Source organism: Brackiella oedipodis DSM 13743, from assembly GCF_000621025.1.
Lineage (GTDB): Bacteria > Pseudomonadota > Gammaproteobacteria > Burkholderiales > Burkholderiaceae_B > Oligella > Oligella oedipodis.
In genome coordinates, this window is the sequence record NZ_KK211205.1 from 658,483 (window position 1) to 675,745 (window position 17,263).

Here is a 17,263-nt window from a genome sequence, read left to right on the forward strand (position 1 = left end):
GTTTATCTCAAGCCATGAAGGGCACGATAGCGCTGAATGACCTTAGGTGCTGTCACGTAACGCACGATTTGGTCGGCAATGTTCAGGCTCATGGTTTTGTAGAGGTAAGCTTGTAACTGACCGTCGGCATCTGATTGATCCTCGTCATAAGGCAGCAAATGATGCGTGATAATTTCGGTGGGCGGCAACAGAATTTGACCGCTGCGGTCCGTCAATTGGAATTGATAAATATAGCTCAATTCATATTCTGAGACACGGCCATTATCATCCAATGACATCTCTCGCTGCACAGCTTGACTATTGATCTCATGGAAGATGACATCAGCGTTGGCATTTTCGGCCACAAAGTCGGTATTTGGCGAAGTTGCCTTAAGACGTCGTAAAAGATGATTACCAAACTCAGAATTCTTGTTGATATTGGTCGCGACGGTCTTGAAAGGCAACTCGGTGGTGCCACGTAAATGAAAGCCGCAGGCACTTAATAACGATAAACTAACAAGCATCAGTAAGATAAATGCACGATGCCATGATAAATAAAAAGAATTAGCGAGCTTATGGGCTTTCATGAGTTTTCCTTTGGCAATGTCTTAACCGACCACATTAACCAAACGACCAGGCACGACGATAACGCGTTTAGGCTGACCGCTGATAAATTTTTCGAGGGCTGGGTGTTGTAAGGCGATGGCTTCGATTTGTGCCTTAGTGGCTTCACTCGCCACCGTAATTGAGCCGCGTAATTTACCATTAATTTGCAGCATTAGTTCAATTTCGTCAACTACTAAGGCTTGCTCATCGACGACGGGCCAAGGCGCATCCAACAGGTCACCCTGTATTTGGTCAAAGCCTAGTTCTTGCCATAAGTGCCAAGTGATATGAGGCACTACAGGATAGAGCAGACGCAATAGAATGCTAACGGCTTCTTTAAGGGCGGCATGGCTGGCGGCGGAGTCATCAAATGGTGTTGACTCAATTGCATTGAGCAGCTTCATATTGGCGGAGACTACAGTGTTGTATTGAATCCGCTCATAGTCATAATTGGCCTGTTTGAGCAAGGAGTGAGTCTGCAAACGCAATTCATTGAAAGCCTTAGGTGCTTGCAACCAGTCGATGTCACTGACCTCTGGCGCTTGCTTGATCGCTTCTTGCCACTTATAAATACTTGACCAGAGGCGTTTGAGAAAGCGATGTGAACCTTCGACGCCCGTCTCTGACCACTCAAGGGTTTGTTCTGGCGGGCTGGCAAACATGACGAATAAACGTGCGGTATCGGCACCCATATTGTCGATAAGGGCTTGTGGATCCACCCCATTGTTTTTGGACTTGGACATTGTGCCAATGCCGTTATAGTCGACTTCAGAATTATCCTTAATCAGGCGCGCCCCTATGATGGCCCCTTTGCTATCGTAAATATTTTCGACTTCATGTGGCCAGAAATACTCAATAGCGCCTTTATCGGTGCGACGAGAATAAATTTGATTTAAGACCATGCCTTGGCATAGCAAGTTTTTGAAGGGTTCATCGAACTTAAGCAGACCCAAATCACGCATCACTTTGGTCCAGAAACGCGCATACAACAGGTGTAACACAGCATGTTCAATACCCCCAATGTATTGATCCATCGGCATCCAGTAATCATTGCGTTGATCAACCATGGCTTGATCATTGTTGGCTGAGGTATAACGCATGAAATACCATGAGGAGTCCACAAAGGTATCCATGGTGTCGGTTTCGCGACGAGCAGGCGCACCACAATTAGGACAGCGACAGTTAACGAATTCTTCGCATTTATCCAAAGGGTTGCCTGAACCGTCAGGAATCAAGTCCTCGGGCAATACGACAGGCAGATCTTGTTCGGGGACGGGCACAGCGCCGCATTGTTTACAATGAATAATAGGAATCGGGGTGCCCCAGTAGCGTTGGCGAGAAATCCCCCAGTCCCGCAGACGCCAAGCCGTTTGTTTTTGGCCCAGACCTTTGCTACTTAGGAGTTCGCTGACTTGATCAATGGCTTGTTTGGAACTTAAACCATCGAACTGTTGGGAATGGATTAAATGGCCGTGTTCTTTGTCACTGTACCAATCTTGCCAAACTTGCGTGGAGTACTCTTTGCCATCAATGGCCACGACTTGCTTGATAGGGAGATTATATTTTTGGGCGAATTCAAAGTCGCGTTCGTCGTGCGCAGGCACGGCCATCACAGCCCCGTCGCCGTAACTCATTAAGACATAATTACCCACCCAAACTTCAATCAGTTCCTCACTGATTGGATGACGCACAAATAAGCCGGTGGCCACCCCTTCTTTTTCTTTGGTGGCCATCTCGGCTTCGGTAGTACCGCCTTTTTTGACAGACTCAATAAATTCGGCAATCTTGGGATTGCGACGAGCGGCTTCGGCGGCTAGTGGGTGTTCGGCAGCGACGGTACAGAAAGACACCCCCATAATCGTATCGGCGCGTGTCGTGTAGACAAATAATTTGCCGTCTTGGATTAAGTCGCCAGCTTCGTTACGAATTTCGTGTGTAAAGGCAAATCGTACCCCTTCACTGCGACCGAGCCAGTTTTCTTGCATGGCTCGAACACGATCCGGCCAGCCAGTGAGCTTGTTTTTGACGTAATCGAGGAGTTCTTCGGCATAATCAGTAATGCGTAAATAGTAACCCGGGATCTCACGCTTTTCGACCAAAGCGCCTGAGCGCCAACCGCGACCATCAATCACTTGCTCGTTTGCTAAAACGGTATTGTCAACGGGGTCCCAATTGACGGTTTGCGTTTTGCGGTAGGCGATGCCTTTTTCGAGCATTTTCAGAAAAAGCCATTGATTCCAACGATAATATTGGGGGTCGCAGGCACACATCTCGCGGCTCCAGTCAATGGCCAAGCCCATGGACTGCATTTGCTTTTTCATGTAATCAATATTGTTATACGTCCATTGCGCAGGAGGTACCTTTGATTTAATGGCGGCATTTTCGGCTGGCATACCAAACGCATCCCAACCCATAGGCATCAGTACGTTATAGCCTCGCATACGCAGTTGACGAGCCATCACATCATTAATGGTGTAGTTGCGCACATGCCCCATATGCAGCTTGCCACTTGGGTAGGGCAACATCGAACATGCATAGAATTTTGGTTTTTCGGAGCCATCAGGATTAAGCGCGTGTTCGGTGGTGCTATAAGCGTGTTCTTGGCGCCAGTGTTGTTGGGCTTGTTGTTCAATGAGGGATGGATTGTATTGTTCTTGCATAATAGAAAATAATAAATGCTGTCTCAATCTAGCCACTGAGACAGCCTCTAAGTGTTTAGCAAATAATTAGAATGAATTTATTGTGAATTTTGCGTTAAATTAGGCAAAAAAATATAAATTTATTATAACCTGAATGCCAGTAAAATCTGATTTTACAATAGCAAAGGATATTAAGCTAAGAGCGGCTAGACAAGGACTAAAGATTTATGAAAAAACTCGCGGTGCTTTTGCCAAGTCTATTATTGGGCTTGAGTGCTTGCAAAACCACGCCACTATATACGGATGGCGATGTACATTTATTGCTTGAGTGTCAACCCGAGGATCAAGCCAATTGCCTGGCCAAATTACAGCGCTCTTGCGAGCGTGATTTCAAGGGCAGCGTCTATGACAAAGAGGATATTTATCGAACCATTCATATTCTGCATGTCACGTGTCGACCCACGCCTAAGGATCCTAAGGACAAGAATGACCATGCAGCGCAGGCCCCCGCGCAAGCCAACGAGAATGAAGTCGAAGAGTAGTGCAAGCAGCAGGCATCTGGAGGACACTAAAAAACCAGCCCGTGTCTTAACAAGCTGGTTTTTGCGAGCCGCTGCTGGCTTACTTTAAAGACTGTAGGGGTAGACTTCTAGATCGCTCTGTTCTTGGATTTTTTGTCTTTCTTCGATGATGTATTGCACCACTTCATGCGGGTCATCGGTAAGATGGTATAACTCTATATCTTCGGCATTAATGTAGCCATGTTGATCCAAGACGACCTGATGAATCCAATCTAATAAGCCCTGCCAGTAGGCACGACCATAAAATACGATCGGGGCTGGCGGGCTCTTATGAGTTTGAATGAGTGTCAGGGCCTCAAACAGCTCGTCTAGGGTTCCAAAACCACCTGGCATAATGACGTAGGCGGCACTATTCATAAAAAAAGTGGTTTTGCGTGACGTAAAATATTTAAAATACAAGCTGGTGGATTGATATTGATTGCCTTTTTGTTCGTGCGGTAACTGAATATTCAGGCCGATGCTATGGCCATTGGCCTCAAAGCAACCTTGGTTAGCGGCTTCCATAATCCCTGGGCCACCCCCAGAAATAATACTAAAACCTGCCTCAGACAGGAGTTTACTGATTTCTTTGGCCTGATTGTAATAGTGTGTATTCTTTACAGTACGGGCGCTGCCGAATATACTGACGGCGCTTTTCAAGCCTTTGAGGTGTGCAGCTGCGGTTAGCAGTTCTTGATTGATCTCCTTAATTTGTTCCTGAATTGTATTTTTTGTTGTGTTAGACATGAAAAAAACCTTATTACTAATTGATGGTTCCAGTTATTTGTTTAGAGCATTTCACGCCATGCCAAATCTAACAAGTCCAAATGGTGAGCCCACAGGCGCATTAAGTGGCGTTATCAATATGGTACGTAAAATTGCCAAAGAATACAAAGCAGATTATATGGCATGTGTGTTTGATGCCAAAGGCAAAACCTTTAGGCACGATCTTTATCAAGAATACAAAGCCACACGCCCCGCTATGCCAGAGGAATTACGGCAACAAATCGCGCCGATTCATGAAGCCATTGCGAGTATGGGCTGGCCCGTGATTGCTGTGCCAGGGGTCGAGGCCGACGACGTCATCGCGACTCTCGCGAAGTGGGCCAGTGACGCCGATGTCCAAACTCTGATTTTTACGGGGGACAAAGATATGGCGCAGTTAGTGAGCGACAATGTAACCCTGCTCGATACCATGAAACGCGGTAAGCAAGATATCGAGGCGCTCGATATCAAGGGGGTCAAACAAAAATACGGCGTTTATCCAGAGCAGATCATTGATTACTTAATGCTGATTGGTGATACCTCAGACAATGTACCTGGTGTCTCCAAAGTCGGCCCCAAAACAGCAGAAAAATGGCTCAATCAATACCAGACCTTAGACAATCTTATCGAACATGCTGATGACATCAAGGGTGTGGTCGGGCAAAACCTTCGCGATAGTATTGAGCAGTTTGGCTTAACTCGCGATTTGATTACCTTACGGCAAGATTGCGCAATTTCTGACGAGGTCAGTCAGTTGCAAAATCTCACGCCTAAGCAACCCGATGTTGACAAACTTGTGCAGATTGCCAAGCATTACGGCCTCAATAGTTTTTTAAACGCTATTTATGATGCGCATGACACCGCGCAGTCGACTGCTGCAGACGGGCATGCAAGCACTGAAGATAATCCCGAGCCCGCAGCCAAGCCCAAAACCGCCTGTGATTATCAAACCGTTGTCACTAAAGAGGTGTTGCAAGAATGTCTCGAGGCGATTAAAGAGGCGCCTTTAGTAGCGCTTGACACAGAAACCAATGCTCTGCATCCCATGCAAGCCAAATTAGTCGGTATCTCACTCTCTGTAGCGGCCCATCAAGGCTGGTATATTCCAGTGGCGCATCAGGGTGAACTCACGCAAGCACAACTAGACAAAGAGTATGTATTAGAGCAACTTCAGGCTTGGCTGAATGATGCGGACAGTCATAAGGTGTTGCATAACGCCAAATTCGATATGCATGTGTTTGCCAATGAAGGTATCGCCCTTAAAGGCGTCAAACATGACACGATGTTAATGGCCTATGTGCTGGATTCGGCGCAGCGGGTGGCGCTCGATAAGCTGGCAGGCAAATACCTTGGTGAAACTGGCACGACGTACGAAGCGCTTTGCGGTAAGGGCAAACATGCCATTACCTTTGATCAAGTAGCCATCGACAAAGCCGCACACTACGCCTGCGAAGATGCTGACTTTACGTGGCGTTTATGGCAATTATTGGAGCCACAAATCAGTGATCAAGCAGGCTACCAAGCGACTTATGAGCTAGAAATGCAAGTCATGCCTGTGATCTGCCAAATTGAACGCAATGGCGTCAAAATAGATACCGCCACCTTGCGTGCACAAAGTGTCGAAATTACCCAGCGTTTGCAGGAATTAGAGGCCAAGGCGCATGAGGTGGCTGGCTCTAGCTTTAATTTGAACTCGACCAAGCAATTAGGCGAGATTTTGTTTGCAAAATTGCAATTGCCTGTGCTTCGTAAGACGCCTAAAGGGGTACCTTCAACAGACGAAGAAGTATTGAGTCAATTAGCAGAAGACTACCCATTACCGAAAATCATCTTGCAATATCGCAGTCTGGCCAAACTAAAATCGACCTACACCGATAAATTACCCGAGATGATTGATCCACAGACTGGACGGATCCATACCAATTATTCGCAGGCCTCAGTTGTGACGGGGCGCTTAGCCTCTCTCGAGCCGAATTTACAAAATATACCGGTTCGTACAGAAGAGGGCCGCAAAATCCGCGAAGCCTTTGTCGCTGATAAAAGCAAGTGTTTGATCGCGGCTGATTACTCGCAGATTGAGCTGCGCGTGATGGCGCATTTATCGGGTGATGAGAATCTACTTAAGGCATTCCAAGAGGGACAAGATATTCACCGTGCTACAGCGGCCGAGATCTTTAACATTCCTCTTGAGGAGGTGAGTGCTGAACAAAGGCGTTCAGCCAAGGCCATTAATTTTGGGCTGATTTACGGCATGGGCGCCTTTGGCTTGGCCAAAAATCTCAATATCACACGCGAAGCAGCACAACTCTATATCGATCGGTATTTTGAACGCTATCCAGGGGTCGCGACCTATATGGAAAGCATTCGCCAAAAAGCGGTCCAACAAGGCTATGTCGAGACCGTCTTTGGCCGCCGCTTATGGTTCAGGGATTTACAAAATGCCCCAGCGAGACGCCGTGCCGCTGCCGAAAGAGCGGCCATTAATGCGCCTATGCAAGGAACGGCGGCCGATTTGATCAAAAAAGCCATGGTTCGCGTACAACATTTTCTTGAACAGGAACAACTCGAGAGCATGTTAATCATGCAGGTCCATGATGAATTGGTGCTAGAAGTCCCCGAGGCCGAAAAAGATCAGGTGCTGCAGCAATTACCAGCCCTAATGACGGAGGTGGCAGACTTGAAGGTAGGGTTAGAAGTCGAGACCGGAGAGGGTGAAAATTGGCGCCAAGCCCATTAGGCGACTGGGCTTAGCGCCAGCAAGCAAAACGCTACAAGTTTATTTAGGTAGTGGTGTGACTTCTAGCGCTTTAAGCGCTTCGATGCGCTCTTGAAGCGGTGGATGTGAAGCAAACAAAGAGGCGATGTTTTTGCCTGTAATCCCAAAGGCGTTCATTTCTTGTGGCAACTCATTGTCGGCGCTGCTGATTTGCTCGAGACGCTGTAGGGCTTTAATCATGGGGGTTTTAGATTGCATTAAGTGCGCGGCCCCGGCATCAGCACGATATTCACGATAGCGAGAAAACCAAGCCACAATCATAGAAGCTAAAAAACCAAACACGGTTTGCAGCACCAGCACACAGACGAAATACGTACCACCTCCGCCTTGTGAGTCTGAGTTACTGCGCAAGGCACGATCGATAAATTCGGCCACGATGCGCGATAAAAACACCACAAAGGTATTGACTACCCCTTGGATTAACGACAAGGTCACCATATCGCCATTGGCGACGTGGCTCATCTCATGAGCCAGCACGGCACAGACTTCCTCTTCATCCATGCTATTGAGTAGACCTGTAGACACCGCCACTAAGGCGCTATTTTTGAAGGCACCGGTCGCGAAGGCATTGGGCGGGCCTTGATAAATAGCCACCTCAGGCATTTCTACTTGGGCTTTTTGAGCCAATTGTGAGACCGTATTTAGTAACCAGGTCTCTGAAGCGTTGGCAGGTGACTGTGGGTCAATGACGCGAGCGCCCATACTGTGCTTAGCGATCGTTTTGCTCATCAACAGAGAGATAATCGAGCCTGTAAAGCCGATGACCGCAGACATAATTAATAAGTTCACATAATCAATGCCATATTGTGAGGTGTAATTGCCCACCCCCAATACGGCTAAAATCACCGAAATCACCAATAACACGGCGATATTTGTCAACAAAAATAGAAAAATTCTCTTCATTAAGCAAAAATCCTTTGTTAGGGTTAACTATTATTTTTCTTACTTTAAATGATTTTGTGAATTTATTGTTAAAATATAGGGTTAGTGTTATGTTACAGATTTCTTATCCACTATTAGGCCGATATTACATGGATTAGATCTATTCACATCACCGATTTGAGCAGTAAGCTACTAAACAGTAAATATGGGAGTTAGGCGTGCCGTCCACAAAAGCCAAGAGCGTTGATAATCAACTCAGTTTTGAAGAAGCCATTGCGCAATTGCAGCAGATTGTCAATGATATGGAGCAGCAACAATTACCCTTGGATGAAGCGATTCAAGCTTACGAAAAGGGCATGCAACTGACGGCTATCTGTCGCCAAAAACTCGAGCAAGCCGAACAAAAAGTCAAGGTCTTGCAAGATAATCAATGGCTAGACGCCAATAAGACAAAGGCGCCTACGAGCGCTGCCGACAGGCAAGCGACGCCGTCATCAGATCACGATGACGCTCTTTTTTAATGAAGTGCTGGATTAATTGGCATGTTGAACGAAAAAATTTCTTTTGAGCATTGGCTCAAAGCCGATGTACAAGATTCGATGGAAGGATTTCTCAAAGAAATCTTGCCTTCCAACCAAGAATTTCCGAACGAATTGCATGAGGCCATGCGTTATGCGGTCTTAGGGGGCGGCAAACGTGTGCGTGCAGCCTTGGTGCTGGCCACTGGTCTGGCGGTGCATCGTAATGAGCTTAATTCTTCATTACTAAAAGCCCTGCAATATGCCGCTGCTGCCGTCGAATTGATTCATGCCTATTCATTAGTGCACGATGATATGCCGTGTATGGATGACGATAAATTGCGTCGAGGTAAGCCGACCGTACATGTCAAATACGGTGAAGCGCAAGCCCTATTAGTAGGTGACGCCCTGCAAACCAGTGCCTTTGAGCAACTGGTCAAAATGCCGGTCGCACCTGCCTTGGTCGTGCAAGCGGTGCGTTTATTAGCCACTGCATCAGGTAGCATGGGCATGGCCGGGGGTCAGTCTTTAGATCTCAAGTATGTCAATCAGTCGCTCGAGCTCGAACAATTACAACAAATGCATCGCCTCAAAACAGGTGCCTTGATCGAAGGTAGCGTAATGCTGGGCGCAGTCGCTTGTGGTGCTAATTACGAGGATCGTCAGGCCCTCGAAACCTTCGGTTCTGTGCTGGGCCTAGCTTATCAGGTAGTAGATGATGTACTTGATCAGGTTCAGGACACAGAGAAACTTGGCAAAACGGCGGGCAAAGATGCGCAACACAATAAGCCCAACTACGTTTCTGTGATGGGTCTAGAGCAAGCCCAAAATTTTGCTAAAGAGCTCCACGAATTGGCCCTTGACACTATTATTCATTTTGGTCCGCGCGCTAATCGCCTGCGTGGCATTGCCGAGTTTGTGCTCAAACGCAGTAACTAAGAGAACATGATGAGCAAATTGTTAGCCACTATATCTGGTCCCGATGATCTCAAATACCTCAATCGTCAACAATTACACGACTTGAGTGATGAACTGCGTCAGTTTATTTTGCAATCGGTGTCACAAACAGGTGGGCATTTATCCTCGAATTTGGGGACGGTGGAATTATCCATCGCCTTACACTATGTGTTTAATACTCCGACAGACAAAATTATTTGGGATGTCGGTCATCAGTCATATCCGCACAAGGTATTGACGGGACGCCGCGAGCAGTTGCATACCATCCGTCAGTTAGGCGGTATTTCTGGTTTTCCTAAGCGTCAAGAATCGCCCTATGATGCCTTTGGTACAGCGCATTCGAGTACGTCGATTTCAGCCGCGTTGGGGATGGCCGTCGCCGCGCGTAATTTGGGTCTCAAGCAACGTCGTCACATCGCCGTAATCGGTGATGGCGCCATGACAGCCGGTATGGTATTTGAGGCACTCAATAACGCAGGTGTAACGCCTGACGTTAATTTACTGGTGATTTTGAATGACAATAATATGTCGATTTCGCCACCGGTAGGTGCGCTTAATCAGTATTTAGTGCACTTACTGAATGGTCGTTTCTATCGCGAAGCGAGTGATTTTAGCAAGGTGGTACTCGAACATATGCCAGCGCCTATGGCTGATTTAGCGCGTAAGGTCAAGGGGCACGCCAAAAGCATGATTGGCCCGACCACCGCCAATAATGCCACGGCTTCCGTCGCTAATTCGGCGACCATGTTCGAAGAGTTTGGTTTCAATTATATCGGCCCGGTCGATGGCCACGATTTAGATGCCTTAATTCCTGCACTCGAAAACTGCAATAAAGCGGGTGGTTTGCAATTTTTGCATATCGTTACTCGCAAAGGGCAGGGCTATAAGCTGGCTGAAGCTGATCCTGTGCTGTATCACGGACCGGGCAAATTCGACCCCGATGTTGGCATCCAAAGTGCGGGCACTAAAAAACCGCGCACCTTTACTCAGGTCTTTTCAAAATGGATTTGTGATCGTGCGGCACAAGACAGCAAATTATATGCTATCACCCCTGCGATGCGCGAAGGCAGCGGCTTAGTCGAATTTGAAGCCCAGTTTCCTGAGCGTTATTTTGATGTCGGGATCGCCGAGCAACATGCCGTCACCTTTGCGGCGGGGATCGCTTGCGAGGGTCTCAAACCCGTAGTGGCCATTTATTCAACCTTTTTGCAACGAGCTTATGATCAGCTGATTCACGATGTGGCGCTACAGAATCTCGATGTCACCTTTGCGCTGGATCGTGCTGGCTTAGTGGGGGCTGATGGTGCCACCCATGCGGGCAATTACGATATAGCCTATTTGCGCTGTATCCCAAATATGGTGGTGGCGGCGCCATCGGATCGCGCCGAAGCGCGCTTATTGCTCAATACCTGTTATCAATACCAAGGTCCCGCCAGTGTGCGTTATCCACGCGGCAGTGGCGTCGGTGATGATCTTGCCGTCGCAGAGCAAACTGTGCCACTTGGCAAGGCTGTGCTTCGTCATCAGGGTGCTAGTCCTATTGCTATTTTGTGTTTCGGTCCTTTATTACAACAAGCTTTACCCTTGGCCCAAAAATACGATATCACTGTGGTGGATATGCGCTTTGTGAAACCGCTAGATGGCTCCTGTATTGCACAATTGGCACAAACACATCAAGCCTTTGTTACCCTCGAAGAGGGCGCTCTGATGGGCGGAGCAGGCAGTGCTGTTGCCGAGTTTCTGAATGCCCATAACCTAGATGTTGAGCTCTTGCAATTAGGGTTTCCGGATCGCTTTATTGATCATGGCGAACAAAAACAATTATTGCAGCAACTCAATTTACACACGGAAGGTATCGAAGCCTCTATACAAAAACGCTTTAGCAAACTATTAGAACAAAAAGGATAATAATTTTTTAATGAGTATCTCCAGCACAACACCGGAGTTTATCCCTGACGTCCAAAATAATGTAGACCAACGCCAAATCTTGATTGATCAGGTGGGTATTAAACAAGTTAAATATCCCCTAAAAGTCGCCGATGGCGCAGGCCATCACCTCGCCACCGTTGGTGAGTGGACCCTCACTGTACAGCTACCGGCCACCAAAAAAGGCACGCATATGTCGCGCTTTATGGCCTTGCTTAGCGCCTATCGGCAGCAAGCCTTTAGTGTAGCGGTGCTCGAGGACATGGCAACCACCATGCTTGATAAATTAGAGGCCAATCAGGGACAACTCGAAGTCAGTTTTACCTATTTTATTAATAAAACAGCCCCTGTGAGTGGTATCCAAAGTCTGCTTGATTATCAGGTCACTTTACAAGCGTATGCTAGCCGTGAAGATGGCGTTAAAATACTCAAAAAGGTCGTGGTGCCGGTCATGACGCTATGCCCTTGTTCCAAAGAAATCTCCGAATATGGTGCCCATAATCAACGCTCGCATATTACAGTGACGCTTGATCAAGACGGAGAATTGGCACTTAACGAGTTGATTCAGGCACTCGAAATCCAAGGGTCTAGCCAACTGTGGTCAATGCTCAAACGCCCCGACGAGAAATACGTCACCGAATTTTCTTACAACAACCCTAAATTTGTTGAAGACTTAATTCGTGATGTTGCTCTACAAGTCCAAAAACTACCGCAAGTGAATTATTACAAAATTGAAGTCGAAAATTTCGAGTCGATTCATAATCATTCAGCCTATGCCATGCTTGAAGGGCGGGCGCCATAATGTTGCATTTGTGAGTCAAGTGCTTGTTTTTGAATGAAAATAATTGCGGTTGATATAAGTTTGGTGCTATAATCTATCGTTTCTTGCTCGCCTATATGTTTGTGATCTTTTTATAGTGGTGTAGGCTAGATTGATTTTAGATTGGAATCTACATAAGGTTCTACATAAAATTATTGAAGATCATATATGTGTAGCGGGCTATTGCAACTGAATAAACGCGTACGGCTAGTTTAGCTTTTTGTGGCTGTATAAGGCGTTCGTGCTTTATTCAAACTCTCGATCCAAGGATCGCCAAGGATCGATATATATCCATAAGACAAGGAGTTTAATTATGCGTCACTACGAAGTAGTGTTAATTGTGCATCCTGACCAAAGCGAACAGGTGCCCGCTATGGTTGAGCGTTATCAATCATTGATTACGGCTCAAGGCGGTAAGATTCATCGCCACGAAGACTGGGGTCGTCGTCAATTAGCTTATCCCATCCAAAAATTAGTGAAAGCACATTACTTGTGCATGAACATCGAATGCAGCCGCGAAGTGCTCGAAGAGCTTGAATACTCTTTCCGTTACAACGACGCGATCTTGCGTTTCTTGACGGTAAAAACCAAACACGCTGTGACTGAACCATCTGTCATGATGAAATCAGTTGAGCGCGAAGAATCACGTCACAAGGCAGCTCAAGAAAAAGCTGAGTCTTAATCAAGACTGATGTTGTTGTGAATCGACTAAGATTTCAGGCACGATTACTGGCAGTTGATCCGATTCGATATACACCCGCTGGTTTAAGTGTTTTGAATATAGTTTTGGAGCATAGCTCCGTAGTGCTAGAAGCAGGGATCGAACGGCAACTTAACTTTCAGTGTGATGCCACCGTATTAGGTGACAAAGCACAACAAATCGCTCAGTTAGCCCCCGGCACTACACTCTGTATCCAGGGTTTTATCGCCCCGCGACGCAAGAATTCGATGCGTTTTGTGGTACATATTCAGGATTACAGTATCAGTCCCAACAACGTTTCATAGCTATTTAAGCAAACTGCATTTTTAAGAATACGAGTTAAAAACTCACCAAGTATAAAGGCAAATAATCATGGCATACATGAAAAAGGGTAAGGATAAACGCGGTAAATTCGCTCAACAAAATCCTTTATTTAAACGTCGTAAATTCTGCCGCTTCGCAGCAGCAGGCGTCGAAGAAATCGATTACAAAGACATCGATACATTACGTGATTTCATCACTGAAACAGGCAAAATCATTCCTGCACGTTTAACCGGTACCAAAGCTCACTATCAACGCCAACTTGATACAGCCATCAAGCGCGCTCGCTTCTTAGCTTTGTTGCCATTCACTGACAATCACCAATAAGAGGCTCTCATCATGCAAGTTATTCTATTAGAAAAAATCGGCAAATTGGGCGACCTGGGTGAAGTCGTAAACGTTCGCAACGGTTTTGCTCGCAACTACTTGATCCCACAACACAAAGCCAAACGTGCTACACCAGCTGCTCTTAAAGATTTCGAAGCGCGTCGCGCCGAACTCGAAAAAGCGCAAGAAGAGCGCTTAGCCGCTGCCCAAAAATTGGCTGAACAACTTAAAGACTACAAACTGACTTTCAATCAAAAAGCAGGTGTGGATGGTCGTTTGTTCGGTTCAGTGACCAATATGGACGTGACCCGTGGTTTACACGCCGCTGGCTTTGAGGCGATTGAGCGCAGCCAAGTTCACATGGACGATGGCGCCCTTAAAGCGGTGGGTGAGTACCCAGTTAAATTGCACTTACATGCAGACGTCAACACCGAAATCCTCGTCATTGTTCAAGGTGAAATGGCTTAATGATGTTTGTGCATAAGGCCTAGTGTCTTAGTGCGTAGGTCTTATAAAAGCGAGGAATCGCTTATAATCGTTCATTAAGTGCTCCCCAAAAACGGCTGATTTGCTCAGCCGTTTTTTTATGGTCATTGGCTTGGGATAGCTTAAGGAAAACTACTTATCCTAGTTTAAAATAGACCATTAAACTTTCGTTAAATTCTCAGTTGATATGATGCCAAGCGACAACGACCCTGCCATTGCTCCTCAAGAATTAACGGCTGATAGCCGCTCCAATCAAGCACTGCAAGACATCCGCTTGCCACCGCACTCGATTCAGGCTGAACAAGCGGTGCTCGGTGGCTTATTGTTGGACAATCTTGCCTTTGAGTTGGTGAGTGATATTTTATTAGAGGATGATTTTTATCGCCAAGATCATCGTTTGATTTGGCGTCACATCCAAAATCTCATCAAGATTGAACGTCCAGCAGATGTGTTAACCGTATCTGATGCGGCCCGCTTAAGTGGGGATTATGAAGATTGTGGTGGTTTAGACTACCTCAATTCGTTGGCGCACAACACGCCTTCAGCCGCAAATATCAAATCCTATGCCGACATTGTTCGTGAAGCGGCCATTCGACGCAAAATCTTAACGGTGGTCGATCATATCGCCTCTCAGGCCTTGAGTCCTAAAGGCAAAGAAGCACGACAATTACTTGATGAAGCCGAGGCTGATCTGTTTAGAATCTCACAGGAAGGGAGTCGCGGCACACAGGACTTTATTTCAATTAATGCGGCACTGACGCAGGTATTGGATAATTTGCACGAACTTGAAGGCCGCGAGGGCGATGTCACAGGCACACCGAGTGGCTTTACCGATCTCGATACACAAACCTCTGGCTTACATAGTGGCGATTTATTAATCGTGGCGGGACGTCCCTCTATGGGTAAAACGTCCTTTGCGATGAATATCGTCGAGCATGTGGCACTGGTCGAGAAACTGCCGGTGGCGGTATTTTCTATGGAGATGGGGGCCGCTCAATTGGCGCACCGTATGCTGGGCTCTGTCGGTAAAATAGATCAGCAACGTATGCGCTCAGGTCATCTTAACGCCGAGGATTGGAGTCATATCACGCATGCGATGCAGCAGTTTCAGGAAGCACGTATTTTTATTGATGAAACGCCGGGGCTAAATCCCATTGATTTGCGGGCACGAGCACGGCGCCTTTCTCGAAAATACAGTCAACTTGGCTTGATTGTGATCGACTACTTACAACTGATGTCAGGCTCAGGCGCAGGCCGGGCTGAAAATCGTGCCACAGAGATTTCCGAAATTAGCCGCTCCCTCAAAGGCTTAGCGCGTGAACTTAACTGCCCAGTCATTGCCTTGTCACAGCTTAACCGTAGTCTTGAGACCCGCACTAATAAGCGCCCAATCATGTCGGATTTGCGCGAATCAGGTGCGATTGAGCAAGATGCAGACGTGATTTTATTTATCTATAGGGACGAAGTCTATAATCCTGAATCACCCGATAAAGGCTTGGCAGAAATCATTATTGGCAAGCAGAGGAACGGTCCGATTGGCACAGTGCGCTTGACCTTTTTGGGGCAATACACCAAATTTGTTAACAATAGTTCGGGTGGGGGCTTTATTGGTGAATAATGCAAAATTGAGTACAGTGTTGTTAATGACTAAGTCAGGACGAACGACTAACTATTAATTCACGAGTGCAGCGAGCATTTAAGGCTAGTCATCGTACACTCATTCCTCTTTTTTCACGAGTCAAGCATGTTAATTCAAATTGAACCGCCTTCTGCCAAAGCGGTGAAACCGGGCCCTAACTGGGAAGCTTTTTTATCTCTAGGCTTTCGACCTCTGTATTTGGGGGGAACAGCCTGGGCCATCGTCGCCGTTGCGCTGTGGGTCTTTGCCCCGCATTTATTGCAAGGCCCACTTAACGGGGTATGGTGGCATGTGCATGAGGTGTTTTGGGGCTTTGTAGCGACTATCGCCTGTGCTTTTTTGCTGACGGCAAGTGCCACCTGGACGGGCATTAATCCGGCCAAAAATCAGCGTCTTGCCTTACTCTGCATTTTTTGGTTAGCGGCTCGTCTGCTGTTCTTAGTGCCTGGGCAATGGGCTTTAGTACTGGGTGGTTTGGCCGATGTGGCGTTTTACTTAGGTTCTGCCTTATGTTTAGGTCGGGTTATTTTTAAAGCAAAAAGTAGCCGTAACTATGTTTTGCCTTTTGCTGTGGCCGCCATGGGACTGAGTAATGGTGCTTATATCGCCTGTATCTATGGCCAACACTATGAGTTTTTAATGGCCATTTTTGATATTGGCTTACTTTTCATGGTGATGGTGGTATTGCTGATCGCGCGCCGAGTAATTCCTTTTTTTGCCAGTCGTGCGGCGGCGCTCCAAATTCCTATGCATGCCACTAGCGGTCAATATCAGTTATGGGCCTGTGCTTTTACTATTCTTATGGCCTTGCTGCAACAGCAAACGGGTATGGCACTCGGTTTGGCGGTAGCGGGCGTGATTGGTCTTGTGCAACTGTTTCAATGGCAACCTCATAAAATCCTCAAACATCCCTTATTGTGGGTGTTATATATCTCATATTTCTTCTTTGCCTTAGGGCTGATTAGTGCTGCTTTACACTTTATGGGCTGGGAACTCCCAGAACTGGCGCGTCCTGCCTTTTTTGTTCATATACTTGGGGCCGGCGGTATGGCAGTGATGATTATCGGTATGGTGACACGCACGGCCTTGGGTCATACCGGGCATCCGCTTAAGGCTGATAAATACATGGTGTGCTGTTATGTGCTGATTATTGTGGCCGCGCTTGCACGGGTGGCGGCTCTTTATCCTTCGGTGGCCACGTTGCCCTTATTGCATATAGCCACGACTTGTTGGGTACTCGGCTTTGGGCTTTATATTATTCGTTTTGCGCCTATACTCGTGCGGCATCGCGCAGATCATCCTGGCATGCGCCGCTTCAATGCCCAAAAAGTTACACGAACCTAACTAAAAACGCTGCCCTTG

The 17,263-nt window shown here is 46.9% G+C and carries 16 protein-coding genes; 12 read left to right on the forward strand and 4 right to left on the reverse strand.

All coding sequences use genetic code 11. From position 1 onward, the window contains the following. Positions 1 to 2: 2 nt before the first annotated feature. Together Q335_RS09565 and leuS are read right to left on the reverse strand one after the other, a co-directional pair. On the reverse strand, positions 3 to 566 hold the full coding sequence (locus Q335_RS09565) for an LPS-assembly lipoprotein LptE (RefSeq protein ID WP_051532350.1): 564 nt from the start codon (positions 564 to 566) through the stop codon (positions 3 to 5). A 21-nt stretch (positions 567 to 587) separates the two neighbouring features. Beyond that, positions 588 to 3,245, reverse strand: coding sequence for a leucine--tRNA ligase (gene leuS / locus Q335_RS0106405; RefSeq protein ID WP_028357913.1), 2,658 nt, complete (start codon positions 3,243 to 3,245; stop codon positions 588 to 590). A 206-nt stretch (positions 3,246 to 3,451) separates the two neighbouring features. Here leuS and Q335_RS0106410 point away from each other — a divergent pair, with 206 nt between their 5' ends. Next, positions 3,452 to 3,766: a hypothetical protein gene (locus tag Q335_RS0106410; protein WP_028357914.1), complete on the forward strand. Its 315-nt coding sequence runs from the start codon at positions 3,452 to 3,454 to the stop codon at positions 3,764 to 3,766. Positions 3,767 to 3,850: 84 nt separating this feature from the next. Here the strand turns inward: Q335_RS0106410 and Q335_RS0106415 are convergent, their stop codons facing one another. Further along, positions 3,851 to 4,531 (reverse strand): LOG family protein, encoded by a 681-nt coding sequence (locus tag Q335_RS0106415; RefSeq protein ID WP_038369451.1) that lies wholly within the window; start codon positions 4,529 to 4,531, stop codon positions 3,851 to 3,853. Here Q335_RS0106415 and polA point away from each other — a divergent pair. Further along, entirely contained in the window at positions 4,530 to 7,286 is a 2,757-nt protein-coding gene (polA, locus tag Q335_RS0106420; protein WP_028357916.1) for a DNA polymerase I, read from the forward strand. The genes Q335_RS0106415 and polA overlap by 2 nt on opposite strands. A 39-nt stretch (positions 7,287 to 7,325) precedes the next feature. Here the strand turns inward: polA and htpX are convergent, their stop codons facing one another. Beyond that, positions 7,326 to 8,228, reverse strand: a complete 903-nt coding sequence (gene htpX, locus Q335_RS0106425) for a protease HtpX (protein ID WP_028357917.1) — start codon at positions 8,226 to 8,228, stop codon at positions 7,326 to 7,328. Positions 8,229 to 8,425: 197 nt separating this feature from the next. On the opposite strand from htpX, the gene Q335_RS0106430 reads away from it, so the two are divergent. From Q335_RS0106430 to Q335_RS09570, 10 genes are all read left to right on the forward strand, one after another. Then, complete coding sequence (locus tag Q335_RS0106430; RefSeq protein ID WP_028357918.1) at positions 8,426 to 8,728, forward strand: exodeoxyribonuclease VII small subunit; 303 nt, start codon at positions 8,426 to 8,428, stop codon at positions 8,726 to 8,728. Between the two features lie 21 nt (positions 8,729 to 8,749). Beyond that, the gene (locus Q335_RS0106435; protein ID WP_028357919.1) at positions 8,750 to 9,664 is read left to right on the forward strand and encodes a polyprenyl synthetase family protein; all 915 of its coding nucleotides are present in this window, start codon (positions 8,750 to 8,752) and stop codon (positions 9,662 to 9,664) included. Between the two features lie 6 nt (positions 9,665 to 9,670). Then, positions 9,671 to 11,590 (forward strand): 1-deoxy-D-xylulose-5-phosphate synthase, encoded by a 1,920-nt coding sequence (gene dxs, locus Q335_RS0106440; protein WP_028357920.1) that lies wholly within the window; start codon positions 9,671 to 9,673, stop codon positions 11,588 to 11,590. 16 nt (positions 11,591 to 11,606) lie between these two features. Beyond that, positions 11,607 to 12,410, forward strand: coding sequence for a GTP cyclohydrolase FolE2 (gene folE2, locus Q335_RS0106445; RefSeq protein ID WP_028357921.1), 804 nt, complete (start codon positions 11,607 to 11,609; stop codon positions 12,408 to 12,410). Between the two features lie 331 nt (positions 12,411 to 12,741). Continuing rightward, the gene (rpsF, locus tag Q335_RS0106450; RefSeq protein ID WP_028357922.1) at positions 12,742 to 13,110 is read left to right on the forward strand and encodes a 30S ribosomal protein S6; all 369 of its coding nucleotides are present in this window, start codon (positions 12,742 to 12,744) and stop codon (positions 13,108 to 13,110) included. A 17-nt stretch (positions 13,111 to 13,127) separates the two neighbouring features. Next, the gene (gene priB, locus Q335_RS10145) at positions 13,128 to 13,433 is read left to right on the forward strand and encodes a primosomal replication protein N (protein WP_169733501.1); all 306 of its coding nucleotides are present in this window, start codon (positions 13,128 to 13,130) and stop codon (positions 13,431 to 13,433) included. Between the two features lie 67 nt (positions 13,434 to 13,500). After that, complete coding sequence (rpsR, locus tag Q335_RS0106455) at positions 13,501 to 13,776, forward strand: 30S ribosomal protein S18 (protein ID WP_028357923.1); 276 nt, start codon at positions 13,501 to 13,503, stop codon at positions 13,774 to 13,776. Between the two features lie 12 nt (positions 13,777 to 13,788). Further along, positions 13,789 to 14,244 (forward strand): 50S ribosomal protein L9, encoded by a 456-nt coding sequence (rplI, locus tag Q335_RS0106460; protein ID WP_028357924.1) that lies wholly within the window; start codon positions 13,789 to 13,791, stop codon positions 14,242 to 14,244. A gap of 205 nt (positions 14,245 to 14,449) precedes the next feature. Continuing rightward, positions 14,450 to 15,880 carry a replicative DNA helicase gene (dnaB, locus tag Q335_RS0106465; protein WP_245588289.1) on the forward strand — a complete coding sequence of 477 codons (1,431 nt, stop codon included), beginning with the start codon at positions 14,450 to 14,452 and terminating at the stop codon, positions 15,878 to 15,880. Positions 15,881 to 16,006: 126 nt separating this feature from the next. Next, the gene (locus Q335_RS09570) at positions 16,007 to 17,245 is read left to right on the forward strand and encodes an NnrS family protein (protein WP_084493563.1); all 1,239 of its coding nucleotides are present in this window, start codon (positions 16,007 to 16,009) and stop codon (positions 17,243 to 17,245) included. Positions 17,246 to 17,263: the final 18 nt, after the last annotated feature.